At 72.4% G+C, this 25,902-nt stretch carries 23 protein-coding genes; 9 read left to right on the forward strand and 14 right to left on the reverse strand.

What is annotated here, in order from left to right; all coding sequences use genetic code 11:
* Positions 1–233: 233 nt before the first annotated feature.
* On the reverse strand, positions 234–911 hold the full coding sequence (locus ACSMXW_RS00300) for a TetR/AcrR family transcriptional regulator (protein WP_485803000.1): 678 nt from the start codon (positions 909–911) through the stop codon (positions 234–236).
* A 182-nt stretch (positions 912–1,093) separates the two neighbouring features.
* Between ACSMXW_RS00300 and ACSMXW_RS00305 the strand changes: the two genes are divergently transcribed.
* Complete coding sequence (locus ACSMXW_RS00305) at positions 1,094–2,353, forward strand: YncE family protein (protein ID WP_485803001.1); 1,260 nt, start codon at positions 1,094–1,096, stop codon at positions 2,351–2,353.
* A 93-nt stretch (positions 2,354–2,446) separates the two neighbouring features.
* Here ACSMXW_RS00305 and ACSMXW_RS00310 read toward each other — a convergent pair whose 3' ends face one another.
* Positions 2,447–2,911 (reverse strand): SRPBCC family protein, encoded by a 465-nt coding sequence (locus ACSMXW_RS00310; RefSeq protein ID WP_485803003.1) that lies wholly within the window; start codon positions 2,909–2,911, stop codon positions 2,447–2,449.
* 46 nt (positions 2,912–2,957) lie between these two features.
* Between ACSMXW_RS00310 and ACSMXW_RS00315 the strand changes: the two genes are divergently transcribed.
* A complete protein-coding gene (locus ACSMXW_RS00315) occupies positions 2,958–3,650 on the forward strand; it encodes a TetR/AcrR family transcriptional regulator (RefSeq protein ID WP_485803005.1) in 693 nt (230 codons plus the stop codon).
* A gap of 42 nt (positions 3,651–3,692) precedes the next feature.
* On the opposite strand, the gene ACSMXW_RS00320 is transcribed toward ACSMXW_RS00315, so the two are convergent.
* A complete protein-coding gene (locus tag ACSMXW_RS00320; protein ID WP_485803007.1) occupies positions 3,693–3,971 on the reverse strand; it encodes a hypothetical protein in 279 nt (92 codons plus the stop codon).
* A 631-nt stretch (positions 3,972–4,602) separates the two neighbouring features.
* Here ACSMXW_RS00320 and ACSMXW_RS00325 point away from each other — a divergent pair.
* Positions 4,603–5,226, forward strand: a complete 624-nt coding sequence (locus ACSMXW_RS00325; protein WP_485803008.1) for an NADPH-dependent F420 reductase — start codon at positions 4,603–4,605, stop codon at positions 5,224–5,226.
* Between the two features lie 219 nt (positions 5,227–5,445).
* Here ACSMXW_RS00325 and ACSMXW_RS00330 read toward each other — a convergent pair whose 3' ends face one another.
* From ACSMXW_RS00330 to ACSMXW_RS00345, 4 genes are all read right to left on the reverse strand, one after another.
* Entirely contained in the window at positions 5,446–6,633 is a 1,188-nt protein-coding gene (locus tag ACSMXW_RS00330) for an ABC transporter ATP-binding protein (RefSeq protein WP_485803010.1), read from the reverse strand.
* 25 nt (positions 6,634–6,658) lie between these two features.
* Positions 6,659–8,440: an ABC transporter permease gene (locus ACSMXW_RS00335; RefSeq protein ID WP_485803012.1), complete on the reverse strand. Its 1,782-nt coding sequence runs from the start codon at positions 8,438–8,440 to the stop codon at positions 6,659–6,661.
* Between the two features lie 109 nt (positions 8,441–8,549).
* Positions 8,550–9,713, reverse strand: coding sequence for an ABC transporter substrate-binding protein (locus ACSMXW_RS00340; RefSeq protein ID WP_485803014.1), 1,164 nt, complete (start codon positions 9,711–9,713; stop codon positions 8,550–8,552).
* A 349-nt stretch (positions 9,714–10,062) separates the two neighbouring features.
* A complete protein-coding gene (locus ACSMXW_RS00345; RefSeq protein WP_485803016.1) occupies positions 10,063–11,169 on the reverse strand; it encodes a zinc-dependent alcohol dehydrogenase in 1,107 nt (368 codons plus the stop codon).
* A 273-nt stretch (positions 11,170–11,442) separates the two neighbouring features.
* Here ACSMXW_RS00345 and ACSMXW_RS00350 point away from each other — a divergent pair, with 273 nt between their 5' ends.
* Positions 11,443–12,231 carry a FadR/GntR family transcriptional regulator gene (locus tag ACSMXW_RS00350; RefSeq protein ID WP_485803017.1) on the forward strand — a complete coding sequence of 263 codons (789 nt, stop codon included), beginning with the start codon at positions 11,443–11,445 and terminating at the stop codon, positions 12,229–12,231.
* 142 nt (positions 12,232–12,373) lie between these two features.
* Here ACSMXW_RS00350 and ACSMXW_RS00355 read toward each other — a convergent pair whose 3' ends face one another.
* The 3 genes from ACSMXW_RS00355 to ACSMXW_RS00365 form a co-directional block, all read right to left on the reverse strand.
* The gene (locus ACSMXW_RS00355) at positions 12,374–13,672 is read right to left on the reverse strand and encodes an MFS transporter (protein ID WP_485803019.1); all 1,299 of its coding nucleotides are present in this window, start codon (positions 13,670–13,672) and stop codon (positions 12,374–12,376) included.
* Positions 13,673–13,945: 273 nt separating this feature from the next.
* A complete protein-coding gene (locus ACSMXW_RS00360) occupies positions 13,946–14,641 on the reverse strand; it encodes a class I SAM-dependent methyltransferase (RefSeq protein ID WP_485803021.1) in 696 nt (231 codons plus the stop codon).
* Between the two features lie 91 nt (positions 14,642–14,732).
* On the reverse strand, positions 14,733–15,734 hold the full coding sequence (locus ACSMXW_RS00365) for a cupin domain-containing protein (RefSeq protein WP_485803022.1): 1,002 nt from the start codon (positions 15,732–15,734) through the stop codon (positions 14,733–14,735).
* A 623-nt stretch (positions 15,735–16,357) separates the two neighbouring features.
* Here ACSMXW_RS00365 and ACSMXW_RS00370 point away from each other — a divergent pair.
* Positions 16,358–17,629: an NAD(P)/FAD-dependent oxidoreductase gene (locus ACSMXW_RS00370; RefSeq protein WP_485803024.1), complete on the forward strand. Its 1,272-nt coding sequence runs from the start codon at positions 16,358–16,360 to the stop codon at positions 17,627–17,629.
* Here ACSMXW_RS00370 and ACSMXW_RS00375 read toward each other — a convergent pair.
* From ACSMXW_RS00375 to ACSMXW_RS00390, 4 genes are all read right to left on the reverse strand, one after another.
* Positions 17,595–18,191: a heme-binding protein gene (locus ACSMXW_RS00375; RefSeq protein WP_485803026.1), complete on the reverse strand. Its 597-nt coding sequence runs from the start codon at positions 18,189–18,191 to the stop codon at positions 17,595–17,597. The two genes, ACSMXW_RS00370 and ACSMXW_RS00375, sit on opposite strands and share 35 nt — an antisense overlap.
* A 262-nt stretch (positions 18,192–18,453) precedes the next feature.
* A complete protein-coding gene (locus ACSMXW_RS00380) occupies positions 18,454–20,067 on the reverse strand; it encodes an ethanolamine ammonia-lyase reactivating factor EutA (RefSeq protein WP_485803027.1) in 1,614 nt (537 codons plus the stop codon).
* Positions 20,068–20,378: 311 nt separating this feature from the next.
* Positions 20,379–21,494: a cupin domain-containing protein gene (locus ACSMXW_RS00385; protein ID WP_485803028.1), complete on the reverse strand. Its 1,116-nt coding sequence runs from the start codon at positions 21,492–21,494 to the stop codon at positions 20,379–20,381.
* 199 nt (positions 21,495–21,693) lie between these two features.
* Positions 21,694–22,467, reverse strand: coding sequence for a 2,3-bisphosphoglycerate-dependent phosphoglycerate mutase (locus tag ACSMXW_RS00390; protein WP_485803029.1), 774 nt, complete (start codon positions 22,465–22,467; stop codon positions 21,694–21,696).
* 222 nt (positions 22,468–22,689) lie between these two features.
* Here ACSMXW_RS00390 and ACSMXW_RS00395 point away from each other — a divergent pair, with 222 nt between their 5' ends.
* The 4 genes from ACSMXW_RS00395 (at position 22,690) to ACSMXW_RS00410 (ending at position 25,897) form a co-directional block, all read left to right on the forward strand.
* Positions 22,690–23,022: a 2Fe-2S iron-sulfur cluster-binding protein gene (locus tag ACSMXW_RS00395; RefSeq protein WP_485803030.1), complete on the forward strand. Its 333-nt coding sequence runs from the start codon at positions 22,690–22,692 to the stop codon at positions 23,020–23,022.
* A 138-nt stretch (positions 23,023–23,160) separates the two neighbouring features.
* Positions 23,161–24,447, forward strand: a complete 1,287-nt coding sequence (locus ACSMXW_RS00400) for an aromatic ring-hydroxylating dioxygenase subunit alpha (RefSeq protein ID WP_485803032.1) — start codon at positions 23,161–23,163, stop codon at positions 24,445–24,447.
* A 16-nt stretch (positions 24,448–24,463) separates the two neighbouring features.
* Entirely contained in the window at positions 24,464–24,970 is a 507-nt protein-coding gene (locus tag ACSMXW_RS00405; RefSeq protein ID WP_485803033.1) for a 3-methyl-2-oxobutanoate hydroxymethyltransferase, read from the forward strand.
* Positions 24,971–25,057: 87 nt separating this feature from the next.
* A complete protein-coding gene (locus ACSMXW_RS00410) occupies positions 25,058–25,897 on the forward strand; it encodes a 3-methyl-2-oxobutanoate hydroxymethyltransferase (RefSeq protein ID WP_485803035.1) in 840 nt (279 codons plus the stop codon).
* The last annotated feature ends 5 nt before the right edge of the window (positions 25,898–25,902 follow it).

Raw genomic sequence — 25,902 nt, forward strand, 5'->3', positions numbered from 1 at the left:
CTACCACGGCCTGTGCCCCGGCCTCCCAGCCGGGCCCCGTGCGAGGCGCAGAAGGCGCCCATGGCGCGGAAGACGGTCTCGGGCGTGGTGTCCGGGCGGATCGCGCCGGTGGCGCCCGCGGCGGTCATCAGCGGGCCGATCGCGTCGCGCTCCTGGTGTCGGTCGTCGGCCCTGCGCGGCTGCGGTCCGCCTGCCGCTCCCACCGTACTTGCCTCCGGCCCTTGCACCACCGCTCAGGGCACGCTCCCGCTGTCCGCCGGGGGCCGCCAGTCCGGTGGGCGCAGGATGCCGAGCAGCTGCCGGACCAGCTCGTCGACGACCTCGTCCAGGGTGGCCTCCACCCACCCGGCGCTCCAGTCGTGCAGCAGGCCGTTGACACTGCCGATGAAGGCGGTGGCCGCCAGCCGGTAGTCACGGCGGGCGGCCTCCCCGCGGGCGGCGGCCTGCTCGGCCTCGGCGCAGATGAGGCGGACCCACCGGGAGCGGCGGGCCAGGCGCTGCCGCTCCATCCGGGGGCTGACGCCGATGATCTCGACGAAGGCGACGCGGATCAGGCGGGGATCGCCGGTGACGTTGGTGGCGTAGGCGCGGAAGACCGCGGCGGCACGCTCCTCGACGGGTAGGCCGGCGGCGTCGCCGAGGGCGGCCAGCGCCGCCTGCTCGGCCCAGCCGTTGACCTGGAGGTGCAGCGCGGCCAGGACGTCCTCGAGGGTGCGGAACTCCTCGTAGAACTGGCGGGTCGACAGGCCGGCCGCCTCGCTGAGCGCAGCCACGGTCGTGCCCCGGTAGCCGGGGGTGTCGCCGAAGAGCTGGAGTGCCGCGTCGAGGAACCGGCGGCGGCGCTCGGCCTGCCGCTCGCCGGCCGACTTGCCGCGGTAGCGGCCGGTCGGCGCCCTGAGCCTGCCGGTCACGGACCGCCTCCTCCCCCTCTTCGTCCCTCCGTCCGCCAATTTTGTCGTGTACGCGGTCTTGTGGAGCAGGCGGCCCCTTCCTTACTTTTCGGTAGGTCAATCTGAATGTGCCGCTGTTCAGACTTGCTCGCGCGCTTGGCATGTCCCCACCAAAGCTGTCACCCGAAGAGGAGAGAGCAGTCATGCCTGCCACCACCACCAGGTACCTGTGCTCCCTGGCCGCCGCCCTCGTCCTGACCGTCACCGCGCCCGGGACCGCCGCCACGGCCGCCGGCACCCGGCACGCCGCCGCGGACCTGCGGGAGGTGTTGTTCGTGGGCAACAACTGGGACGGCACCGCGGACGTCATCGCGTCCACCGGCGACTTCGCGAGGCTCGGACGGATCAACGTCATCCCGGACAAGGCGGAGCGGCTGGCGGAGATCAGGGCCGACCCCATCAGGTGGATCTACTACCAGGCCATCCGGGAGACCGTCGGCGAAGGTCACGACCAGTTCGCAGACGACATGTACTCCACCCCGGACGGTTCCTCCGTGGTGGTCTCGCGGCCCAGCTTCGCCGACGTGGTCTCCCTCGACCTGACGACCGGAAAGGTCAACTGGCGTTTTCCCGTGGCGGGTTACCGCGCCGACCACATGGCCCTCTCCCCCGACGGAACCCGGGTCGCCGTCTCGGCCTCCACCGCGAACAAGGTGCACGTCCTGGACATCGCCACCGGCGAGGAACTGGGCTCGTTCGCCACCGGCGACAAACCGCACGAGAACATCTTCACCGAGGACGGCAGACACCTCTGGAACATGTCGATCGGCGAGGTGAACACCGGCCTCGACGAGCCCTGGCTGGACTGGACGAAGGGCGACCGGCACATCACCGTCGTCGACGCCACCACCTACCGGCAGGTGAAGGTCATCGACATGCGCGAGCGGCTGGACGCCGCGGGGCTCACGAACTTCTCGGACGCCGTGCGGCCGGCCGTGTTCTCACCGGACGAGTCGTCCTTCTACTTCCAGGTCTCCTTCTTCAACGGCTTCCTGGAGTACGACGTCGCCACCGACCGGATCACCCGCGTCAAGACCCTCCCCAAGAACCCGGCGACCAGCGACGACCGCACCACCATGGTCAACGACTCGCGCGATCACGGCATCTCGATGAGCCCCGACGGCAGCAAGCTGTGCGTCGCGGCCACCATGGACGACTACGCGACCGTCGTCGACCGCTCCAGCCTCCGGGAGGGGCCGCTCGTCACCGCCGCCAAGCCGTACTGGGCCACCGTCAGCGGTGACGGGAAGGACTGCGTCGTCTCCGAGAGCGGTGCCGACCAGGTCACCGCCATCAATTTCGCCACCGGGCAGAAGAGGGTGTCCGTGCCGGTCGGCGACCACCCGCAGCGGGTGCGCCTCGGTCATGTGCGGGCGGACTGGACGGGGCCGGCCGCCGGGTAGGCACGGCCGGGCGGGCACGGCCTGGTCCGAGGAGCCCGGCGTTCGCCGGCGGCGGCCCCGCACGTCGTCGCCGAGGTCGCCGCCCGGGCCCCGTCAGCGCGTGGTCGCGGAGTCCGCGCGGGCCAGTTCGGCGGCCATGCGCCGCATGCCGACGCGGTTGGCCCTGCGGATCGCGGCCCTGACGAGCGGGGCCAGCAGGCGGTCGGCGAGCGGGGCGTGCAGCCAGGCGTACTCGAACGCAACCCGGCTCCCGCCGGCGGGCAACGGCTCGATGCGGTACGTGCCACGCGCCCTGCGGCGGCCGCCCGCGCTGGTGTTCCGCTCGACGATCCGCCGCGGGCGCTCCGCCTCGACGACCTCGATGCCGACGTCGGCACGCGCGCCGCCCAGCGAGGCCGTGACCGTGACGCGTGCTCCCACCCCGCGCTCGGGGCCGCCGTAACGCCAGTCGGTCAGGTAGTGGTCGGTGAACGACTCGTGGTGGGCCATGACGTCGAGGAAGTCGTAGACCGGCTCGGGCGCCTGCGGTACGTCGATCGACACGGTGACAGACCTCATGAACCATACGGTACACCCGCCATGTACCAATTGGTACAGTGAGGGCGTGGCAGAGGAACGTGAGCGGACCGGTGACGGGCGGGACGGGCAGCACGGGCGGGCCCCGGGAAGCGGGCGTGAGGTCCGGGGTCGCGGGGGCGGTGCGGAGCGCCGCCGGCAGATGCTGGACGCGGCCGCCGACTACGTGGCCGAGCACGGCATCGCCGGGCTGAGCCTGCGCCGCCTGGGCGCCGCGATCGGGACCAGCCACCGGATGCTGATCCACCACTTCGGCTCCAAGGAGGGCCTGTTCGTCCAGATCGTGCGGGCCGCCGAGGAGCGCCAGCGCGAACACCTGGCCCGGCTCACGAGCGATCCGGACCTCTCCCCCGCCGACGCCGCCCGCCGTCTGTGGCGCCGGCTCGCCGACCCCCGGCTGGCGGCGCAGGAGCGGCTGTTCTTCGAGATCTGCGGGCAGGCCCTCCAGGGCCGGCCCGAGGCCGTGCCGGTCCTGGACGGGCTGGTCACCGACTGGCTGGAGCCGATCGCCGGCGCGGAGACGGCACAGGGCACCGACCCGGCCACGGCCCGCGCCCGGGCCCGGCTGGCGCTCGCCGTCGTCCGGGGGCTGCTGCTCGACCTGCTCGCCACCGGCGACCGGACCGGCGTCGACGCCGCGCTGGAGGAGTTCGTGCGCCTGCTGTACGCACCGGACGGGCCCGCGCCCGGACCGCCGGCCCCCGAGGCCGCCGGGCGCTGATCCTGGGCGGATGGCCCAGGGGGGAGACGGCCGGACAGACGTCTACGCAGCCGGCGCGGGCGGGTCGGCGATGTCGTGCAGACCGGTGATGTTGTGAAGCCCGAGGCTGTGCAGCCGCCCGGCCTCCGGGGCATCGAACTCTGTCCAGAGCCCGGCGGGCACCAGCAGCCAGCCCACGACGGGCGGGCCGGAGTCCGGCTCGGCCGCTCCGGGTTCCTCCGGGGGCGGGGCCGCCTCGTCCGCTCCGGACTCGGCGGTGGGCCGGGGCGCGGGCACGTGGTGCTGCTGGGGCGAGGGGTGGGATGAATGTGGTGATGGCATGATTCCTCCCCATGCGGCCATGCCGGCCGGCGGTGCACCGGAACGGCAGCCGGGCCGCTGAACTTGCCAGTGTGCGCCGGAGCCCCAGAGGCACGCTCAATTACCGTCAAAGTGCTGGCAAAGCCCCGGGCCACACCCCTCGCGTACGGCGCCAGGCACATGGCACGCCCGCGCACACCGACAGCACCAACGCGCTACCCACGCCGCGCTCAGGCGCTCCCTTCAGCGCCCCTGCGCCGCTCTGGGCGCCGTCCCACCACGTCCGTACGCGCCCCCGCCGCACACGCCACGGACGAGGAGCCGGCGGGAGCGAACAACCGACCGGACCGGTCAGGGCAGGTCAGGGCAAGGCAACGCAAGAAAGCACAACCGTTCGTCGTACCGATCCGTGGGCGGCGTGGAATCCCGATGCCGGGCGCACGCATCGGCGGGGCCGCGCTCGTGGCCCGGGACGGGGACGACGGCACCCGGGCCCACCGGTGCCCGCGCCTCCCGCGCACGCGCCTCCCGCGGCGTTTCGGCGGCGCCGCCTCAGGGCACTCGGCGGTGCCGGGACGGCGGGCGAGGCGGACGGCCGGTGCCGCGGGGCCGTGGCGCCGCTCCGGACGCCCGGCCACGGAGGGAGGCAGACATGAAGATCGGCATCATCGGGGCGGGGCGCATCGGCGCCACCCTCGCCCGGCATTTCGCCGGGATCGGCCACGAGGTGGCCCTCAGCAACTCCCGGGGACCCGAGACACTCAGGGACCTGGTGGCGGGCATCGGCGGATCGGTGCGGGCGGTGACGCCCGCGGAGGCGGCCGAGTTCGGCCAGGTGGTCGTCGTGTCCATCCCCTACGGCCGCTACCGGGAGCTGCCCGCCGGGGAACTGCGCGGCAAGGTGGTCGTCGACACCGCCAACTACTATCCCGAGCGCGACGGACACGACCCCGACCTGGACGACGACGTCACCACGTCCAGCGAGAAGATCAGGCAGTTCACCGGCGCGAACCTGGTCAAGGCGTTCAACGCCATGTACTGGGAGACTCTGCGCGACGGCAGCCGCCCCAAGGGCGACCCGGAGCGGCTGGCCATTCCCGTCTCCGGCACCGACTCGGAGGCGAAGGCGGTGGTGTCCGGGCTGATCCGGGACATCGGGTTCGACGCGGTCGACGTGGGCGACCTCGGCCGGGGCGGCCGCAAGCACCAGCCGGGCACCAACGTCTACGCCGTCCCGCTGCACGCGGACGAGCTGAGCGGCCTCCTGCACGTGTGACGACACGTGTGCCGAGCCGAGGGGCCGACGCGTCCGGCACGCGTGACGGCACGACGGGCCCGGGTGGCGGGCCGGACGACGACCGCACGTGTCACGAGCCGTGCGGCGGCACGGGCGGGGACGCCCCGCCCGGCCGGGGCCAAGACGCACGGGTGCGCCACCGGCCCGGCCGGGCCCGGGGTGCCGGGGCACCTCAGCGGACGCTCCGGGTCCGTGACCTCAGCGGACGCCGCCGGCGCCCTTCGCGGCGGTCGCGGAGAAGGAGGGGGTGCCCGCCTCGGCTCCGGTGCCGGCACCGGAGCCCGCACCGGCGCGGTCCCCGACCGGGATCGCGATGGCCGTCGCCTCCTCGGGGACCACGTAGACCGGGTCGCCGTGCGCGAGGCCGATCTTCTCCCGGTACATCCGCGAGCGGAGCAGGGTGTCTCCGACGCGTACGTGGTAGTCCCAGCAGTCGCCGTGGTAGATGCTGAATTCGACGGTGCCCTTCCAGCCGCGTCCCGTCGGGTCCTTGCGGGACAGCACCAGGCTCTCCGGGCGCAGGAAGACGTTGACGCTGGTGCCCTCGCTCAGCGTTCCGGTGGGCAGGCAGCTGAGCCGGCCCTGCGCGAGGTCGATCTCCACCGTCTCGCCGTTGCGGCCCCTGACCGTGCCGGGCAGGCTGTTGGAGATCCCCATGAAGCGTGCGGTGAACTCCTCGCGGGGCCAGGCGTAGATCTCCTGCGCGGCGCCCCGCTCCACGATCCGGCCGCGGTCCATGACGATCACCTCGTCGGAGACCGCGAGCGCCTCGTCCTGGTCGTGGGTGACGAAGACGGTGGTGATACCCAGGCGCTGCTGCACCCCGCGGATCTCGTCGCGGACCCGGTCGCGCAGGCCGGCGTCCAGGTTGCTCAGCGGCTCGTCGAGCAGCAGCACCTCCGGCTCCCTGGTCAGGGCGCGGGCCAGCGAGATGCGCTGCTGCTGACCGCCGGACAGCGCGGGCGACGGCCGGTCGGCGAGGTCGGCGAGGCCGACCAGGTCGAGGGCCTCCATGGCGCGCCGGCGCGCCTCGGTGCGTGGCAGCCGCTTCTGGCCGCACCGCAGCGGGAACATCACGTTCTCGATGGCGGTCATATGGGGCCAGACGGCGTACGACTGGAAGACCACCCCGATGGGCCTCTGGTGCACGCCCACGTAGACGCCCTCGTCGGGCGCGCACACCAGCTTGCCGCCGATGGTGATCCTCCCGGCGTCCGGCCGTTCCAGGCCTGCGATCAGGCGCAGGGTGGTGGTCTTGCCGCAGCCGCTGGGGCCGAGCAGGGTGACGAGTTTCCCCTCCGGGACGTCCAGGTCGATGCCGTCGACTGCGTTGCGCGACACCGCCCGTCCTTCGAAACGCTTGACCAGGCCGCGTACCTCGATCACGACACTCTCCTTTGAGTACTCAGGCTCACTGACGGTTCAGTCCGGTCTTGCTGCCGAGCAGGCGGACCAGCGCGACGATCAGGGCCAGGAAGACGACGATGGTGACGCCGAGGGCGGCCACGATCGGGTAGCTGCCGTTGGACCATTCCTGATAGATCGTCACCGACACCACTTGGGTGTCCTGGGTGTAGAGGAAGATGGCGGCCGAGATCTCGCGGAACGCGACGATGACCGTGTAGAGGAACGCCGCGAGCAGCGAGGGCACCAGCAGCGGCACGTAGATCCGCCGGAAGGTGCGCAGCCAGGTCGCGCCGCTGGCCGCGGCGGCCTCCTCCAGCTCGTCCTTGATCTGAGACATGCCAGGCACGATGTACCGCAGTCCGTAGGGCAGCCCGATGGTGACGAAGGCGATCACCAGGATCGTCAGGGTGCCGTACATCTGGAAGGGCATCGGGACGGTCAGGTACCAGTACAGGATGCCGACGCCCATGACGACGCTGGGCACGGCGAGGGGGACGGTGGCGAGGCCGTCCAGCACACCCCGGCCGCGGACCTTGGTCTTCACCGTGATGTAGGCGACGAGCGAGCTGAGCACGGTCACGATGACCCCGGCGAGCACCGCGGTGATCAGGCTGTTCCGCACCGAGCTGGTGAGGGCGGGGGTGTCGAGGATGTTGCGGTAGTTGGCCAGGGTGAGGTGGTGCAGTGCCGACAGCGAGGGCGGCTCGTACCCGGGCAGCAGGGACGACCAGACCAGCATCAGCAGCGGCAGGGCCACGGCGGCGATGAAGAACAGCACGAAGACGGCGAAACCCAGCCACCGCCACCGTCCGATGTCCGTCACGGTGGGCCGGAAGCCCTTGCCGGTGATGGTCTGCGCGGCGGCGCCCGAGCCGCTGAGGCGGCGCGAGAGCCAGAGACCGAGGGTGGCCACGGCGAGGATGAAGATGCCGGTGACGCCGACGGTCCCGTAGTCGGTGGGGAAGGTCTGCAGTGCCTTGTAGATTCTGCTGACGAACACGAACTTGTGCCCGGGCACGCCGATGAGCTGCGGTACCTCGAACGTGGAGATGGTCTGCACGAACATCAGCAGGGCAGCGGACATGATGGCCGGCCTGATCAGCCGGGCGGTGATGGTGCGGAAGACCCGCCTCGGCGGCGCCCCGGAGCTCAGCGCGGCCTCCTCCAGGGAGGAGTCCATGGAGGTGAAGGCCGCGGTGCCCATCAGGAAGGCGACCGGCGCGACGTGCATGGACTGGACCAGGACCATGCCGGCGAGCGAGTAGATGTTGAACGCCGGCAGGTGCAGGTCGCGCAGCAGCACGTTCAGCGCGCCGGTGTGCGGTGCGAACAGCAGCGCCCAGGCGACGGTGTTGAGGATGCCGGGGATGATGAGCGGCACCAGCGCGGCGACCTGGGCGAAGAACTTGGCCGGCGTGTTGGTGCGGGTCACCAGGTAGGCGAGGCCGAAGCCGATCACGGTGCACAGGACGGCGGTGGCGGCGGCGTAGGCGAAGGAGTTGCCGACCAGGACCCAGAAGTCCGCGCTGCCCAGCGTCTCGGTGTAGTGCCGCAGGGTCCACTCGACGGGGCCCGTGTTGAGGAAGGACGACTGCAGGCTGGCCACCAGCATGGTGGCGGCGGGCACCACGGCCAGGTAGGCGACCACGAGGGCCACCACGGCCAGCAGGATGTGGCGCGGGTCGCGGAACCACTCCAGGACGGTGTGCAGTCGGGTGGTGCGTGCGGGGCGTAGCGGGGCCCGTGCCGGTGGTGGCGCGGGACGGGAGCGGCTGATCAGGCTCATGTCGTGGCCGTCCTGGTGTCGGTGGGCGGGGCGGATGTCAGGGCGGGGGGTGTCGGGGCGTGGGGTGCCGGAGCGGTGGGTGTCCGCAGGGCGGACCGTCGCGCGGGTGTCAGGCCGCGTGCAGCGCCTTCTGGTACTCCTCCAGGTAGCGGTCGTAGGTGTCCGCGGGGATGACCGGGGTCGACCAGGCCGGCGTCCACCTGCCGGGGTTCCACACCGAGGTGTCGTCGTGCTCGGTGTCGCTCAGCGAGACGTGGTTGCTGATGCTGACGACCTGCTGCTGGCCGCGCTTCGACATGATCCAGTCGATGAAGAGCCGGGCCGCGGCCGGGTGCGGGGGCTTGTTCGCCATCTCCGCGAGCACGGCGGCCGACGGGAGGGGATCGGTGTTGCTGAACGCGATCCGGCCAGGTGTCTTCTTGGCCAGTGCCGCGGCCTTGTAGCCGTAGGCGTTGGCCACCGCGGCCGGGTCGCCGGACTGGACATCCGTGAGGGACTGGGTGTGGCTCTCCACCAGGCGGGGGGAGTTGTCGCCGAGCTTCTTCACCAGGGCGAGCGCTTTGTCGTGGCCCATGGCCGAGATCAGGCCCTCGTACCAGTTGATGGCGTTGGGGTTGATCGAGAAGCGGCCCTTCCACTCCGGCTTGGTCAGGTCCTCGATGGCGTGCGGGACCGGCAGGTGCTGGGCGGCGACGGACTTCGGGTTGTAGGCGATGGCGCTGGTGTTGACGTAGACGACGTTGCCGTAGCCCTCCGGGAGGTTCCGCAGCTGTTTGGGCAGGTCCGGCGTCTCGGGGACGCGGTACGGGGCGAGCGTGCCCACCTTGATGAGCTGGTAGACCGGCTCGCTGTCGGCGGTGATGACGTCGGCGTTGTACTTGCCGCCGCGCTGCTCGGTGATCAGGCGGGAGGGCAGCTTGTCGGCGCTCAGCCGCAGCGCCTCCACCTTGACCTTCGGGTACTCCTTCTGGAAGGCGGCGATCATGCCGTTCACGTCGTCGTCGGCGAACGTGGTGTACCAGAGGACCTTGCCCTCCTCGGCCGCCTTGGGCAGCAGGTCCTCGGGCATCTGGGCCGGGGCCACGCGGGTGGTGGTGCCGGCGAGCCCACTGGAGCAGGCGGTCAGCACGCCGGCCAGCAGGGCCGCTCCGGCCGCCCGGGCCGGGGTGCGCCGTCTGCCGCGCGCGGCGCGGGTCCGCGGGTTCCGTTGCCTGCTCGGCTCTCGCATCTCCTGCCGCTCGTGCTGCTCTTGCGCTTCTCGCTCTTGGTGCATGCGGTCAACTTCCGGTAGAGGCCCACGGGGAAGACCGGGCAGTGGCTGATATCGATGGGTTACCGCCGCGAAAAATCCCTGTCATTCTGGGCTGAGGGTATGACCATTGCAATAGAAGCGGCAGGCTTTTCTTCAACACTCCTGCGGTACGCCCGCGCGGGGGTGTGCGGGCGTGACGGTGCGGATGCGCGGGGTGGCCGTGACGCCTCGTGCCACCGGCCCGGGGGGCCGCAACCCGGCACGGGCCGGGGGGAACCGTACGCGCGACCGGCCGCCGGCGGAGGGGCCCGGAAGCGACGGGAAGTGCTCTGCGGACTGCGGCGGGCCTGACGGGCTCGTCAGGGACCCCTCAGGCCCCCACACTGACGTGCAGGGCGTGTTCCCCGGTGTGTCCTGCCGCCGTGCGCAGGGCCAGGTCGGTGTCGGCCACCGGGAAGTGATGGGTGGTCAGCAGGTGGAGGGGGTACCGCCCGGACCTGATGATGTCCAGCGCGGGCTCCACCGACCGGTGGTCGTGCCCGTGCGCGCCGATCAGGCGCAACTCCCGCCGCACGACGGTCTCGTAGGGGAACTCCTCGGGCAGTGGGCCGGCGCCCCGCGCCGCCAGCACGACCCTGCCGCCGTCGGCGGCCATCGCGACGGCGTCCGCGACGGTGCCCGCCCGGGGCGTGAGGTGCACCACGATGTCCGCCCCGCGCCCGCCGGTCAGCTCGCGCACACTGCCGACCGCGTCCTCCTCGTCGCAGAAGACGACGTGGCCGGCGCCGAGGTGCTTGGCGAGGTGCAGGTGCTGCCAGTGGGCGGCGGGACCCACCGCGACGACGGTGCCGGCGCCGGCGTCATGGGCGGCCAGCACGCACCCGAGGCCCTGCCGGCCCGTACCGGCGACCACGACGGTGTCCCCGGCACGCAGCCGCGCCTGCCGCACGACCCAGCGGATCCCGCTGGACAGCGGCGCGAACAGGGTGGCCGACCGGGCGTCGACGGCCTCCCCCACGGGGTGCACGACGGCGCGCGGATGCAGGTACAGGTAGTCACTGAAGCCGCCGTACAGGCCGGGGCGGGAGGCCACCGGCGTACGGCCGTAGCCCGGGGGGCGGACCCCGCCGCCGTCGCCGGCGGCCCGGCACAGCCGGTAGTCGCCGCGGCGGCAGGGGCGGCAGGTGCCACAGGGCAGGAACTCCTCCACGGCCACCCGGTCGCCGACCACCACTCCCCAGCGTTCGGCGGCCCGCTCCCCCAGCGCCGACACCCTCCCGACCGTCTCATGACCGAGGATGACCCCGCCGGGACCGCGCCGGTAGCTCTCCCAGTCGGCGGCGCAGACGCCGGTCGCCTCCACCCGCAACAGGCCCTCGTCCGGGCCCGTCACGGGCAGCGGGAGGTCGCGCAGCCGGGTGGTGCAGGGCCCCTCGGCCACCGCAGCCCGGGCTCGCTCGGGCAGTGCTTCGTCCACGCTGGCACCTCGTCCGGAGTCGCTGTCGTTCTCTCCGCCGGGCGGCGACCACGTGCGAGCGGGCGCGCGCCACGCCGGGGTGCGGTTGCGCGGTCCGCCGGTGGGATTCCGGCGGCCGCCGCGGGTTTCCCGGTTCCGGCACGCACATGCGCGCGTGGATGTCACTGTGGGGACGAGTCGGCCGGCGCACGGGGGCGGTCCCCACCCAGGGACTATTGGTCATACCCTAATCCGCTACGCTAGACTCGTCAACGCGTAACGAAAGGACCCCCTATGCCGCCCCGCCGAGCCTCCGCGAACAGCGCGGACGGCCAGTCCGGCCGACTGCTGAGTCCGGTGAACGACCGCCGGATCTCCGCGCTGATCGTGGACCAGGTCCGCACGCTCATCCACGAGGGCAAGCTCACCCCGGGTGACCGTCTTCCCCCGGAGCGCGAGATGTGCGAGCGGTTCGGGGTCAGCCGGGTCACCGTGCGCGAGGCCCTGCGGGTGCTCGAGGCCGGCGGCCTGGTGGAGATCCGCGTCGGCGCCCACGGCGGCGCCTTCGTCACCCAGCCCACCAGCGACCGGGTGGGCGCCAGCATCGTCGACCTGCTCACCCTGTCGTCCGTGACGGCGAGCGAGGTCACCGAGGTCCGTATGGTGCTGGAGGTGGGCATCATCCCGGTCCTCTGCGCGCACGCGGACGAGGCGGACATCGCCGCCCTCACCGCCATCTGCGACCGCCAGGAGGCGGCCCTGGCCAGCGGGGAGTACGACGTCTCGCTCTCGGCCGAGTTCCACACCCGGCTCGCCGCGGCCACCCACAACACCGCGTTCGAGATGCTGGTGCGCTCCTTCCACGGCCCGCTGCTGATGTCCCTGCGGACGGCGAAGAGCACGGCACCGGAGATGGGCCACCGCGGCCTGGAGGAGCACCGCGCGATCCTCGCCGCCATCAAGTCCGGTGACGCGGAGGCAGGTGCGCGGATCATGCGGGAGCACCTGTCGCGCACGGCCGACCGGCTCTGCCTGGACGAGCCGGAGCAGGATGCCGCGGCGTCCGCGCCGCCGGCACCGTGACGCCGTGGCCACCCGCCGCTGACGCCGTACGGTTCCGCAGGACCTTCTGCGCCGCGCACCACCTGGTGCCGGAAGAACGCCCGCGCCCCCGGGAGACCCCGGGGGCGCCGTCGTCCGCGAGCACCGGTTCGCCTCGGCGCCCTCAGTACCCCTGCGGGCGGAGCACCAGGCAGCAGCAGAGGGACACCACCACCGACGCGAACAGCACGCCGAATCCGGCGGTGTAGGAGCCGGTGGCGGTCAGCAGGGTGCCCATCAGACCGGGCAGTGCGGCGCCGACCAGGTTGGTCAGCGAGGAGAAGACACTGCTGGAGTACTCGGACTGGCGGGTCGGCATCAGGCTGTGCAGCAGCGACCAGTTGGTGACGACGCACCAGGCGTTGCCGGCGAGGCCGAGGAAGATGAAGAAGCTGTCGACGCCCGCGTTGCCGAACAGTGCCGTGCCCGCGATCCCGGTCCCCTCGATGGCGAACCCCCAGGCCGCCCACCCGGCACGTTTCACCTTCCGGTCGGAGGCCCGGCCCACCAGCAGCATCACGATGATCGAGAGCACGTTGGCGACGGTCAGCAGCAGGCCGATGTCGCCGAGGTCGACATGGCGCTCGTCCCGCAGGTACAGCGGCACCCAGGTCACCAGGCCGTAGAACGGGGCGTTGGTGCCGATGTACATCAGCATCGTCAGCCAGTACCGGTAGTTGCGGAACGGCGACTCGGGGCCCCGCTTGGGGATGACGGTCGTGGACTCGAAACGGCCCTCGACGATGTGCTGCACCTCCTCCTCGCTCACTCCCCGCGCGTCGTCGGGGCGGTCCTTGAGGAGCACCAGCACGATGCAGAAGGCGAACAGGGCGGCCACCAGCGCCTGGACGAAGAAGGTGACGCGCCAGCCCGCGGAGGAGAGCATGGTGGTGGTGAGCGAGCTGCCGAGCGCCGAGCCCACGAAGATCCCGGAAAGCCAGGAGGCGTTGGCGCGGGCCCGCTCGTGCATGGGGAACCAGCGGGCGGTGAGGGTGTGCGCGACCGGATAGAAGCAGGCCTCGCCGATGGCGAGCAGGACCCGGGTCGCGTACAGCTCGTTGAGGGAGTTCACGAACGGGGGCAGGGCGAGCGCCACCACCCAGATCGCGGTGCCGATGAGCATGGAGGTACGCGGCCCGAGGCGCTTGAGCACGAATCCCCAGCCGAACAGCGCGATCCCGTACGCGTACAGGAAGAGGCTGGTCAGCCAGCCCACCGAGCCGGGGTGCCGGTCCAGGCCGAACTGGTGGCTGAAGGGACCGTCGGCGACGATGACGCCGATGGAGGACTTGCTCAACTGGGCGACCGAGAAGGCGATCAGCAGGGGCAGGCTGACATGCAGCCACCTGTACAGATGCCTGCCGCGCAGCGCGCTGCGTGCGTTGTCGTGCCGGCCGGTGCCCGGTTCGGTGTCGGTGGTCATGGTGATCCTTGCGCGGCTCTTGCGGGAGGTGCGGCCGGGCGGGCCGGCGGCGTGAACGGGACGGCCGCCGACCGGGAAGGGCCGGCGGCCTCGCGGAGGGTGGGTGTGGTGCGCGTAAAACCCCGGGATCTGCCGGTGGGTGGAGCGCGCGCCGGACGCCGGGTGCCGGTGTGTGCCGGTCTGCGGTCCGGTGGCAGGTGTGTACGGGGCCGGCCGTCGGGGGTGGGGCGGCGGGTGGAGGCGGGGGGCGGATCGGTGCGCGCCTGCCGATGGTCAGGCCGACGGTGTCCGGCCCGCGAACAGGCAGGTGTAGAAGGCCTTCCAGGCGATGTCCACCTCGCTCACCCCGGCGGCGCGGTAGCCGTCGAGGTGGTCGCCGACACACGGCAGGGGGCCGTCGTGGTGGTGGGCGGTGGCGGCGGGCCTGGGCGGGGTGAAGCGGGTGCGCACCGCTCTGTAGCGGCGGTCCCACACATCGTCGTCCGGTGCGATGTGATCGAGGTTGATCAGCCAGCCGCCCGGCTTCAGCAGCCCGGCCGCCTCTCGGTAGAAGCCGTGCAGTTCGGCGCGGCTCAGATGGTGGCTGGCGCGGGAGGACAGCACGACGTCGGCGCCCTCGGGGACGCCCGCGGCGCGCAGCGCCGTCATGTCGCCCATCCGGAAGTCGACCCGCTCGCCGAACCGCGCCAGGTCGCTCCTGGCGCGGTCGAGCATGGTCTCGGAGACGTCGAGCCAGACGCCCCGGGCGCCGGGGAAGGCGTCGAGCAGCACGGCCAGGAACTTGCCCGCGCCGCCCGCGACATCGACGACCAGGCCCGGCTCGGGTGTGGCGTCGGCGACCAGCCCGGCCGCGATCCTGCGCGGCAGTTCGAGCAGGTCGGCCGCCCCCTGCGGATCGGCCCCGAGCCAGGCCCGGGCGAAGTCCGGGTCGGACCAGACTGCTGCTGCGGTTCGGCTCTGCTCCGGCATCTCGTCTCCTTGCTGGCTGCGGGGCCTTTCGTGACTGCGAGGAACTCGGCGGTCCGGGGACGGGCCGGTGCCCGTGCGCCGCCTCGGCGTACTACGCCTGGTCGTACTCGGGAGCGTTCTCCAGGTAGACCACGTTGTCGTAGCCGAGCTGCTTGAACAGGCGGTTCTGACCGGAGATCATCACCAGCGGCTCGCCGTCGGCGGAGAAGTGCTGCGCGACGGTGTTCTGCGGGACGTAGAGGGTGTCCCCCGCCTTGATCTCGTGCCGGGTGGGCTCCTTGGCGATGCGCGCGTAGTACTTCTCGGCGATCTCCGCCTCCACCTCCCAGTGCAGGCTGTAGCCGGAACCGGAGCGCACGTAGAGCACCTCGTCGGCCATGTGCCAGCGCTTGCCGGACCGGCTGCCCGCCGGGATGTCCAGGACGAAGGCGTCGACGCTGAAGGTGCGCACGTCGTCGCCGGGGCCCGACAGCCTGCGCACCCGGCCGAGCGGCGTGGTCTCCCAGGTGGTGTCGGAGGACTTCACGACCTTGCGGCGCTTCTCCACGTCCGGCGTCCACACCTGCGACCAGTCCTCGCGGGGGCCGAAGCGGTCCTCGTTCTCCACCGGTCCGCTGCGGCCCTGCTGGATCAGGCCGGCGTACATCCACATGGACTTGGCCTTGAAGATCAGGCAGCGGGCCGTCTCGTCGTAGGGGTTGAAGTGCCGGTGCACCGAGTCGGTGTGGACGATGACCAGGTCGTCCTTCTCCCACTCGTAGCGCTGGTCGTCGTGGATCTCGTAGCCGCGGCCCTCCAGGATGTAGAAGGCGGCCTCGTTCTGGTGCCCGTGGCCGTGGTTGGACGACTGCGGGGGCAGCTCGACGAAGTGGACCTGGAGGCTCTGGGTGAGGAAGGGGTCGTCACCCGGGCCGATGCGCCACCAGGTGCGGGACTTCTCCGAGTCGCCCGAGTGGGCCACCTTCGCGTCGTCGACCACCACCGAGTCGTCGCGGACCCGCGGGGCGTCGAGCTGCTTGCGGCGGAACTCCTTCAGCCCGTATGTCTCCGATGTGATCCCCCTGAGGAAGACCCGGCCCTTTTTGCCGCTCATACAGTTCTGCTCCTCCTGGTCTCGGCGCCGGCCTCGGCCCTGGCGCTCGCAGTCGACCGTCGGTGTTCCGGTGTGCAGCGCACGCCCCGCGGTGCTGTGGGGCGGGATACCGGGCGCTCACGGGCCCCGCCGCGTGGCGGGGTGCCCGGGGATCGCACGGGCGCGGTATTCAATGGACTTCGCTTCCGGGAAGCGCGGACGGCCGAAACCGGCCGCGGCCCGGTGGGGTGACGCGGGCGCAGCGAGCGCTGCCGTGTGCTCGAACTGCCGTCCTGTCCACGGTGGTTGACCTGCACGGAACAGACATAACCACCCTCATCTCCAATGGCCTAACCGTTATATCAACGGACCCCTGGGCCGTCAACGGATCCGACAGCGGCTGGCTCCCACCGGGGACGGCGCGACACGGGCCTTCGAGAGCGGCTCTTCCCGGACGGCGGGCGCCGATGGTTTAATGGTCCTACATTAATAGCTCTGAGTCAGAGAGATTTGCCGATGCTACGCACAGACCTGCGTCCATGCCCAGAGCGCCGGGCCGCGTCCTGGCGGTCCCCGCGGCCCGTGCGCGGCCCCGTGGCCCGGCAGGCCCGCCATGTGGTCACGCGCCCGGGCGGGAGCGTCCGATGAGCGGCGGCACCCTGATCGTGGGGGCCAGTCAGGCGGGCCTCCAGATGGCCGTGTCGCTGCGCGAACTCGGCGACACGGAACCGGTCACCCTGGTCGGCGAGGAACCGCGGCCGCCCTACCAGCGGCCCCCGCTGTCCAAGGAGTTCCTGACCGGGCAGGCCGAGCCCGACGCACTGGCCTTCCGCGCGCCCTCCTACTACCCCGAGGCCGGGATCGAGCTGGTCTGCGGCGAGCGGGTGACCGAGGTGCGGCTCACCGACGCGGGTCCGGCCGGCTCGGGCGTGGCCACCACCGACCGCGGCCGGCGACTCCCCTTCGACCGGCTGGCGCTGACGGTGGGGGCCGCGCCCCGGCGTCTCGACGTGCCGGGCGCCGATCTGGACGGCGTCTGCTATCTGCGGGACCACGACGACGCGGCACGGCTGCGCGGCCTGCTCGCGGGCGGCCCCCGGGTGGTCGTGGTCGGCGGCGGCTTCATCGGCCTGGAGGCCGCGGCGGCGGCCCGGTCCCTCGGTGCGCAGGTGACGGTGGTCGAGGCCGCGGACCGGCTGATGGGCAGGGCCGTGGCGCCCGTCGTCTCGGACTTCTACGCGGCCGCCCACCGGCGCCGCGGCAGCGGGATACGGCTCTCCACGGGCGTCACGGCGCTCGACGGCGAGGCCGGCCGCGTGACCGGGGTGCGGCTCACGGACGGCACCCGGCTGCCCGCCGACGTGGTGCTCGTCGGCGTCGGCGCACAGCCCCGCACCGAGCTCGCCCAGCAGCTGGGGCTGGTGTGCGAGGGCGGCATCGTGGTCGACGCCGCCGCGCGCACCAGCAACCCTGCGGTGGTCGCCGCCGGCGACTGCACCGTGCAGCCGCATCCGGTGACGGGGCGGGGCAGGGTGCGGCTGGAGTCCGTGCACAACGCCGTGGCGCAAGCCCAGGTCGCGGCGGCGACACTGCTCGGCCGCCGGCCCGCGGGGGCGGCGCAGGTGCCGTGGTTCTGGTCGTTCCAGGGTGACCTGCGGCTGCAGATCGCCGGGCTCTCGCAGGGGCATGACACGTATGTGCTGCGCGGCGACCCGGAGGGCGAGCGGTTCTCGGTGCTCTACTACCGCCGGGGGCGGCTGATCGCGGCCGATGCGGTCAATCGTCCGGCGGACTACATGGCAGTGCGCAGGGCGCTCGACAAGGGGGCCACCATTCCCGCGGAGCCGGCTCGTGACGGCGACACGGCCCTGAAGTCCCTCATCACCGCGCCGGCCAATCCGGCGCCGGCGGCCTGATCGCCGCCCCCGAATCGCGCCCCCGCTCCCGGCGACCGCACCCGGGAGCGGGGGCGCCCCCATGCGGGTGGGGGTGCGCCGCAGGGCCGGTTGTTCGCGCGGAGCGGCTCTTCTGCCAGCGCTGCACTGCCGTCTGGACGGCCTCTTCGTCTTCGAGGGCGTGGGCACCGGATGCGCCTGCCGCACCGAGGATCACATCGCCCTCGGTGATCAGAACACCTCCGGCCCACGGGACGAAGTCGCCGCCGTAGAGGTGCTGGATGCTGTCGACGATTCCCCCGGGCAGGTCGGTCAGGCCGGAGGGCTTCAGCGCGAGGAGCGCGGTGCGTGCCTTGGCTACGGCAATTCGGCTGGTCAGAAGAGGCGGCGCACGATCCCGGAATCGCTCACTCCGTGCCGCCGCCGTGCACCCGCTCCAGTGCGGCCGGACGACGGGAGGCCCCGCTGCCGCCGCGGCCGGCAGGACGTCCGCATCGTGCACCGCCGCGACCGTCTCGTGCCCCTCGTCGGCCGGCAGCCGCATGAGGCACTCGCGCGGCAGCGCAGAGGCCTCGGCGATCACCAACCGCATGGCAGCTGTCTTATCGGGGCCGGCCGCCGCCACGCGCCGGAGCCGCATAACGAACACGGCCTCGCGCCCCTGGGCGGGCCGGGGCGGGTCAGCACGGACAGGCTCCGCGACCACCTCGGTGGGCCCGCCCGGTGGGCTGTCCCGGGTCAGGCGCCCGCCAGCGCGGAGATGCGGCGCGCCGGCCCGGGCGGGCCCGGCCCCTGCGATCGGCCACGGCGAAGCCCGTGGGTCGCCACCGGGCCGGACACTCCGCTCAAGCGTTGCGCGGGTCCACGCTGAACACCAGGGACTTGATGGTGACGGGCACCGTGTTCGACGGGTAGCGGACGCGGCCGATGTCGATGTAGTCGAAGTCGTGCAGGCTCAGCCCGTCGATGACGAGCAGATCGGCCGTGACGCCGAGTTCCTCCCGCAGCAGCCGGCCGAGCGTCATGGCCACGTCCCCGTCGAGCATCAGGTACACCGGGCGGCCCCGGTCGATCCGCTCGGCGAGGGCGTCCCGGACGCCGCGGGCGAAGGCGATCAGCCGGTCGTAGCCGGGCAGACCGGTGAAGGTCAGGGCGAGGGCGACGTCCGGACCGTCGGGGCCGGCATCCAGCGCCGCCAGGTGGGTGCGCACGGCGGCGGTGACCGCCGCGGCGTCGACCGTCTCCCCCAGCTCGTACTCGGGCCTGATGACCTGCATGTTGCGGCGCGGCAGGAGGGCGTCGGGGTGGGTGATGCAGCCGGTGTTCCCGCTGAGCTGGACGCTGTATTCGGAGGCGCCGAGTGCCGTGGCGCGGATGCACTCGCCGGCGGGCAGCAGCGGGAAGGGGAGCGCGCCGGAGTCCACCAGACGACGCAGCTCGCGGCCGAGCGGCGCGCCGAGGTCGCCGAAAGAGCGCTGCTCGCGGTCGTAGACGTACTCGGCGACACCGCCGGAGAACATCACCCCGTCGACGGGTCCGGGCAGCGTGAGCGGCTCGGTGAGGTACAGCTTCTCCACGTCCGCGGGCAGGGGGGTGGTGGTCAGGGCGGTGACCAGGGTCTCCGCCATGGTCCGCGCCACCCGCTGAAGCTCCGCGGGAGCCGCCGTGTCGCCGAGGTGCCAGTCGAATCCGGCGCGCTCGGCGTGGTCACGGCCGGCCGGGTCCAGGCGGACGATCCTGCCGTCCTCGTCCACGACCTGGAGGCGGCCGCCGATGTGCAGCGCGGCCGTGCCGACCACCCGCCCGGCCTCCAGCACGGCGAGCTTGGTGGTGCCGCCGCCGATGTCGACGACGAGGATGCGCTGCCCGGTGTCGTAGGAGGCCTTCGCGGCACCGGAGCCGTAGGCGGCGAGCATGGCCTCCATGTGGTGGCCCGCGGTCGCGTTGACCAGTTCGCCGCCGCGCTCGGCCAGCACCCGGGCGATCGCCTCGGCGTTGCGGCGGCGCAGCGCCTCACCGGTGAGGATCACCACCCCGGTGTCCACCTCCGCGGGGTCGACCCGGGCCGCGTCGTAGGCCCGGTCGACGATGCCGCCCAGCGCGCGGGCGTCGATCAGCTCCGCGTCGGCGTACGGGGTGAGCTCGACCGGCGAGCGGTACACGGTCTGCCGGTTCACCACGATGTACCGGCTCGTCAGCTCCTCGCTGATCCGGCGCAGGTGCAGGCGGGAGAAGACGACCTGGGTGCCGGACGAGCCGATGTCCATGCCGACGCTGTGCAGCGTGACGTTGTCCTGCTGCCAGATCGGGTTCTCCTCCAGCGGGCTGAGCGCCTCGTCGTCGTGGACGTGGTCGTGGTCGGGGACGTGAGCCGCGTAGACGGTGCGCGGCCGGTCCTCGCCGTGCTGCGGGGGGTGGTGGGAGTGCGCCTCGTCGGGGTGGTGGGCGGTGTGCGTCACGGGCGAACTCCTCGTGGTGCTCGGGGGGCGTGGCCGTCCGCGTGCGGCCGGGCGGCGGGTTGCCGCGGGTCCGGGAGACGGGCTGGGATCCGGCGGCGGGGGCTGGGATCCGGCGTGGAGAGCCCGAGTTCGGGGAGCGGCCGCGGTCCGGTGTCCGGGGCGGGTCCCGGGAACGCCGAGTGCGGCCCGCCGGGGAGTTGGCGGGCCGCACAGTCAACGGTGCCGGACCAGGCCGGCGGTCCGGCACCTGCTCGGGAGAGGCAGAGGATCCGCCTCCTGCGGCCCCCGCCTCGCAGCTCCGGCTCCGCCGGTCACGGCTTGGGCGGCAGCGTCTCCAGCTCGGCGGCGTAGGCCTCGTCCATCTGCGGCTTCATGCCGTGTTCGGCCAGCGCCTCGGCGAACATCTCGCGGACCAGGGGCGCCTCGTCCGCGTAGTCGATCTGGTCACCGCCGATCCGCTGGCTGATCCATGCCTTCGGCACGCCCTGCGCGTTGCGCACCGACACGCCCTCGTGCTTGAAGGCGAGGTAGCGGCCCGGCTCCGGACCGGTGTTGAAGTGCTGGTGGTACCACATGTTCGGCGGCACGATCAGGCTGCCGGGGCCCCACTCGTAGCGGCGCGGCTCCTCGCCCTCCGGCCACATCAGGCTGTAGCCGGTGCCGGTGAGGATGATGACGTGCGCACCGGGGCCGTGCCGGTGGCCCTTCTTGTACGTGGCCGTGGGGAACTGGGAGATATGGCTGTTCATCGAGCCCCTGGCCATCGCGAAGCGGATGTGGCCGCCGCCCGCGCCGCGCTCCTTGGCCTCGATCAGCGGCAGGCTGGCCGCGTCGGCGACGAAGTTGGTGTCGAGCAGCAGGCCCTTCTGCTCGCCCTTGGGCGCGAAATAGTCCGGTTCGCCGTCGAAACGGGCCGGGAAGTCCCGTGCGGTGTTGAAGACGAAGTCGACGTCGTCGTAGAGGTTGAGGACGGGCGGCAGGTTCGTCGAGGAGACGAAGCGCGCCGTCTTCTGCCCGGACCCGTTGAAGTGCTGGTGGTTCGTGTTGAGCGGGATGGCGAAGAGGGACCCGGGCCCCCACTCGAAGGTGACCTCGGCACCGGCGTCGTTCCACACCTTGGTCGAGCCGTGCCCGTCCAGGACGAGGATCATCTCCTCGAAGAGCTGCCGCTGCGGGGCGAGCCGGCCCCCGGCCGGGATCTCGCACACATAGCAGTCGTTGGAGGTACGGGTGGCCTCGTGGTTGATGAAGACGCCGCGGCCGCCGCGGCGCTCCCACGGCTTCAGCTCGACGGTGCGCAGATCGGGCACGTAGTGGGCGGCGATGATGTCGAGCCCCTCGTCGGCCACCCAGCGCGTGTACGGGGAGTCCTTCTCGGTGGCGAACTTCGCCGCCAGGCTGTCGTTGACGATTGCGTCCCTGGCCATGCAGCGGCCCTTCCTGCTCGGACTTGGCTGGGGCCCACACCGGGCCGGCACGGCCGCGGGCCGGTCCTTGCGCGAGGGCCCGGCCTGATGCCGGCGGGGCCGGAAGGGGCGGGGCGGCGGGTCGGACGGGAGGACCGCGGCGGCACATTGGTAGGACCCTAAGTCCATGGATTTCCCCCTGTCAACGGCACGGACGGCGTCACGCCCGCCCCGGCGCCGAGCCCTCCCTGCGCCTGTGGCCCTCCTCGGCCACCGCCGCGGCGCGCCGGGCGGCGCGTTCCGGCTCCAGGTACCGGCCGCCGCGCTCCAGCGGCACCAGGCCGTCGTCGAGGTCGTAGCGCAGCGGCATGCCGGTGGGGATGTCCAGCGTCATGATCTCGGCGGGGTCGAGCCGGTCGAGGTGGGCGGCGAGCGCCCGCAGGGAGTTGCTGTGCGCCACCACCAGCACCCGCCGCCCGGCGCGCAGCGCGGGGGCGAGCGCGCCGTGCCAGCAGGGCAGCAGGCGGGCGGTGACGTCGGCGAGCGACTCGGTGCGCGGCAGCCGCCCGGCCAGCTCGGCATAGCGCGGGTCGTCCGCCAGTGCCCGCTGCCCGGCGGGGTCGATGGGCGGCGGGGTGCCGTCGTAGGAGCGGCGCCAGTGCCGGTAGCGCCGCTCCCCGTAGCGGGCGAGCACGGCGGCGCGGTCCTGGCCCTGGAGGGCGCCGTAGTGGCGCTCGTTCAGCCGCCAGTGTGTGGCGACCGGGACGTCCGAGCGGTCCGCGGCCCGCAGCACCAGGTCGGCGGTGCGGACCGCGCGGGTCAGCACGGAGGTGTGCACCTCGTCGGGGAGCAGGCCGGCCGTGCGCAGCAGCCGGCCGGCGTGGCGCGCCTGCTCCTCGCCCGCGCGGGTCAGGTCGACGTCGGCCCAGCCCGCGAAGAGGTTCCGGGAGTTCCACTCGCTCTCGCCGTGGCGGAGGAGGATCAGCGTCTTCATGGCCGCATCCTGGCCCACGCGGTCGGCGGCCGGGCGCCCCGGGGGCGCGGTGGGGTGCGGCGCCGCAGGTCGGCGAGGGCGCCGGCGGAGTGCGGCGGACCGGGGCGCATGCGGATGCTTGTGCGCCCGTGAGACCGTCTGGTCTAATGGACATACCAACGGACGTCGCTCAGGAGAGCGGCCTGTTCGCTGCTCCGGGGACCGTCCCAACCGTGAGAGGACATGAGGATCTTGTCCAAAGTGATCTTCATCGGCAGTGCCGGGCGCACCTACACCGTGGACGCCACGGACGGCGAGTCGGTCATGTCGGCCGCGGTCAAGAACGGCGTCCCCGGAATCGTCGCCGAGTGCGGTGGCAACTGCTCCTGTGCGACCTGCCATGTCTGGGTGGGCGAGGAGTTCGCGCCGCTCGTCGGCCCGCCGGGCGACATGGAGGAGGACCTGCTCGACATGGCGGTCTCCGAGCGGCGCGAGACCAGCCGGCTCGCCTGCCAGATCCGGGTCAGCGAGGCCCTGGAGGGCCTGACCGTCGAGATACCTCCCGAGCAGCCCTGACCCCCGCGCCGCGAACGGCGCCCGGCCCGGCACGGCGCCACCCGCCGGGCCGCCGCCCCACCGGGTCACCGCGCCGCCGAGGGCACCCGGTCACCGGGTCACCGCGCCGGCGGGCCATCACGTGAAAGGGAAACGGCCGTGCTGAGAAAAGACATCAATGAGCTGCTGACGCAGACCGGTCCCGGTACGCCGATGGGTGAGCTCTTCCGGCAGTACTGGATACCGGCCCTGCTCGCGGAGGAGCTTCCCGAGAACGACTCCCCGCCGGTACGGGTGAAGCTGCTGTCCGAGCGCATGATCGCCTTCCGCGACAGCGAAGGGCGGTACGGCCTGGTCGACGAGTTCTGTGCGCACCGCGGCGCGTCCCTGTGGTTCGGCCGCAACGAGGAAGCGGGGCTGCGCTGCCCGTACCACGGCTGGAAGTACGACTACACGGGCCAGTGCATCGAGGTGCCCTCGGAGGCCGACAACAGCAGCTTCTGCCAGAACGTGAAGCTGACCTCGTACCCGCTGGTCAAGGTCGGCGACGTGCTCTGGACGTACATGGGCGACCCGGCGAAGCAGCCCCCGCTGCCCGAGTTCGAGTTCGTGCATGTGCCGCCGGAGCAGACCTACACCTCCAAGCGCTGGCAGCAGTGCAACTGGCTGCAGGCCTTCGAGGGCGGCATCGACTCGAGCCATGTCACCTTCCTGCACTCCGGCGGCCTGAAGACGGACCCGCTCTTCAAGGGCGCCAAGGGCAACGAGTACAACATGAAGGACACCAAGCCGTTCTTCGAGGTCGCCGACAGCGACGGCGGGCTCTTCGTGGGCGCCCGGCGCAACGCGGAGGAGGGCAGCTACTACTGGCGCATCACGCCCTGGGTGATGCCCGCCTTCACGATGGTGCCGCCGCGCGGCGACCACCCGGTGCACGGCCACTTCTGGGTGCCGATCGACGACGAGAACTGCTGGACGTACTCCTTCGACTACCACCCCGTCAGGCCGCTCACCGCGACCGAGCGGCAGGCCATGATCGACGGGCACGGGGTGCACAGCAAGAACATCCCGGGCACCTACCGGCCGGCCGCCAACATGGACAACGACTACCTGATCGACCGTGAGGCGCAGAAGCGCGGCGAGACCTACTCCGGCGTGGCGGGCATCGCCATGCAGGACGCCTCGCTCCAGGAGAGCATGGGCCCGATCGTGGACCGCAGCAAGGAGCGCCTGGTGCCCGCCGACAGCGGGATCATCAAGGCCCGCCAGAAGCTGCGCAAGGCCGCCATCGCGCTCAGGGACGAGGGGATCACCCCGCCCGGTGTGAACCCGGAGCACCACCGGGTGCGCTCGGCCGCGGTGGTGCTGCCGCAGGCCGAGTCCTTCCTGGACTCCTGCCGCGACGCGGTCAAGGTCATGCCCGGCGTCCCGCAGTCCTCGGTCTGACGTGGCGGGCACCGACATGCGCGCGCCATCCGTCCACCTCAGCGAGTGTGCCCGCGCGACCGCACCCGGCGAGTCGCGGTTCCGGATCGACGTACCGATCCGGCCGGCCCGCAACGCACGCGTGATCGCCCTGGACGACCGGGCCACGGCGGTCGCGCGGCGGGTCGCCGGACGGCCCTGGGCCAAGGCCACGTTCTACACCTGCCAGGCCGCCCCGGACCCCGGCGCGGCCCCGGAGAAGACCGTGCTGCACCGGCTCGACGGCAGGCCGGCGCCGCTCGGTGAGGTGCTGAGCGGCACCGATGTGGTGGTCGTACTGGCCACCGAGGACAGCGGGGAGCGGTACGCGGCGGCCATCGGCAGGCTGTGCGGCGCGGGCGGCATCACCACCGCGGGCGTGGTGCTCGGCGAGGACTTCGAGGCCGACGACGCGGTCGCCGCGCTGCGGCCGTACGCCCGGGTGCTGCTGCTGTCCGCGGACGAGAGCGATGTGACCGAGTTGCTGACGGCGCTCAGGGTCTAGGGGTCAGAAACCCCCCAGGTCCTGTGCCCGCCGCGCCCCCGGCGGGCACGGGCGGGCAAGGTGTGAGGACGGGAACGAGGAGAACGTATGCCCGACAAGGTCAGCGTGCGCGGCCTGCAGCGGATGAAGGACGACGGCGAGAAGATCGTCGGAGTGGTCGTCTGGGACTACCAGATCGCCCGCATCGTGGACCGGGCCGGGGTGGACATCGTCTCCGTCGGCGACACGGTCGGCGTGAACCTCTGGGGGCAGTCGAACCCCTTCGAGGTGACGATGGACGAGATGATCACGGTCACCCGGGCGGTGCGGCGCGGCGTCCGCAGGGCGCTGCTCAGCGCGGACTTCCCGTTCGGCCCGCTCCAGGAGGGCACGGACAGCGCGGTGCGCGCGGCCATCCGGTTCGTCAAGGAGGCCGGCGTCGACATGGTCAAGGTCGATGCGGCGCCCGACTTCCCTCAGGCCGTGGAGGCGATCACCCGGGCCGGCATCCCCGTCTTCGCGCAGTTCGGCATCACCCCGCAGACCGCGCTGCGGTACGGCGTGGAGTACCGCGCCATCCCCTCGGCCGCCGACCAGGTACCGGTGGAGATGCGGGACGCGCTGATCGCGGAGGCCAAGCGGCTCCAGGACGCCGGCGCGGTGCTGCTGAACTTCACCAACTCGGGGCCCGTGGTGGGCGCCGCCGTGGCCGGTGCCGTCTCCATACCGGTCGTCGGCGGTTTCGGCGGTGGGCCCTGGCTCGACGGGCGGATGCGGATGGCCCACGCGGCCATCGGATACGCGGAGTCCGCCATCGACAACCCCCCGGTCACCTATGCGAACGTCGCACAGATCACGCTCGACGCGATCACCGCGTACACGGGGGACGTCCGGGCCGGGCGGCAGATCGCGGGCGGCGTGCCCGTGCCGCCGGATCCGGCGGGCTGAGGACA

The organism is Streptomyces sp. DSM 116793 (assembly GCF_057320905.1).

Excerpts from the sequence above, each read along its gene's own strand:
- ACSMXW_RS00305 (WP_485803001.1), top strand. The coding sequence starts at position 1,094 with ATGCCTGCCACCACCACCAGGTACCTGTGCTCCCTGGCCGCCGCCCTC.
- ACSMXW_RS00310 (WP_485803003.1), bottom strand. The coding sequence starts at position 2,911 with ATGAGGTCTGTCACCGTGTCGATCGACGTACCGCAGGCGCCCGAGCCG.
- ACSMXW_RS00320 (WP_485803007.1), bottom strand. The coding sequence starts at position 3,971 with ATGCCATCACCACATTCATCCCACCCCTCGCCCCAGCAGCACCACGTG.
- ACSMXW_RS00325 (WP_485803008.1), top strand. The coding sequence starts at position 4,603 with ATGAAGATCGGCATCATCGGGGCGGGGCGCATCGGCGCCACCCTCGCC.
- ACSMXW_RS00335 (WP_485803012.1), bottom strand. The coding sequence starts at position 8,440 with ATGAGCCTGATCAGCCGCTCCCGTCCCGCGCCACCACCGGCACGGGCC.
- ACSMXW_RS00340 (WP_485803014.1), bottom strand. The coding sequence starts at position 9,713 with ATGCACCAAGAGCGAGAAGCGCAAGAGCAGCACGAGCGGCAGGAGATG.
- ACSMXW_RS00350 (WP_485803017.1), top strand. The coding sequence starts at position 11,443 with ATGCCGCCCCGCCGAGCCTCCGCGAACAGCGCGGACGGCCAGTCCGGC.
- ACSMXW_RS00355 (WP_485803019.1), bottom strand. The coding sequence starts at position 13,672 with ATGACCACCGACACCGAACCGGGCACCGGCCGGCACGACAACGCACGC.
- ACSMXW_RS00360 (WP_485803021.1), bottom strand. The coding sequence starts at position 14,641 with ATGCCGGAGCAGAGCCGAACCGCAGCAGCAGTCTGGTCCGACCCGGAC.
- ACSMXW_RS00365 (WP_485803022.1), bottom strand. The coding sequence starts at position 15,734 with ATGAGCGGCAAAAAGGGCCGGGTCTTCCTCAGGGGGATCACATCGGAG.
- ACSMXW_RS00370 (WP_485803024.1), top strand. The coding sequence starts at position 16,358 with ATGAGCGGCGGCACCCTGATCGTGGGGGCCAGTCAGGCGGGCCTCCAG.
- ACSMXW_RS00385 (WP_485803028.1), bottom strand. The coding sequence starts at position 21,494 with ATGGCCAGGGACGCAATCGTCAACGACAGCCTGGCGGCGAAGTTCGCC.
- ACSMXW_RS00390 (WP_485803029.1), bottom strand. The coding sequence starts at position 22,467 with ATGAAGACGCTGATCCTCCTCCGCCACGGCGAGAGCGAGTGGAACTCC.
- ACSMXW_RS00395 (WP_485803030.1), top strand. The coding sequence starts at position 22,690 with ATGAGGATCTTGTCCAAAGTGATCTTCATCGGCAGTGCCGGGCGCACC.
- ACSMXW_RS00405 (WP_485803033.1), top strand. The coding sequence starts at position 24,464 with ATGCGCGCGCCATCCGTCCACCTCAGCGAGTGTGCCCGCGCGACCGCA.
- ACSMXW_RS00410 (WP_485803035.1), top strand. The coding sequence starts at position 25,058 with ATGCCCGACAAGGTCAGCGTGCGCGGCCTGCAGCGGATGAAGGACGAC.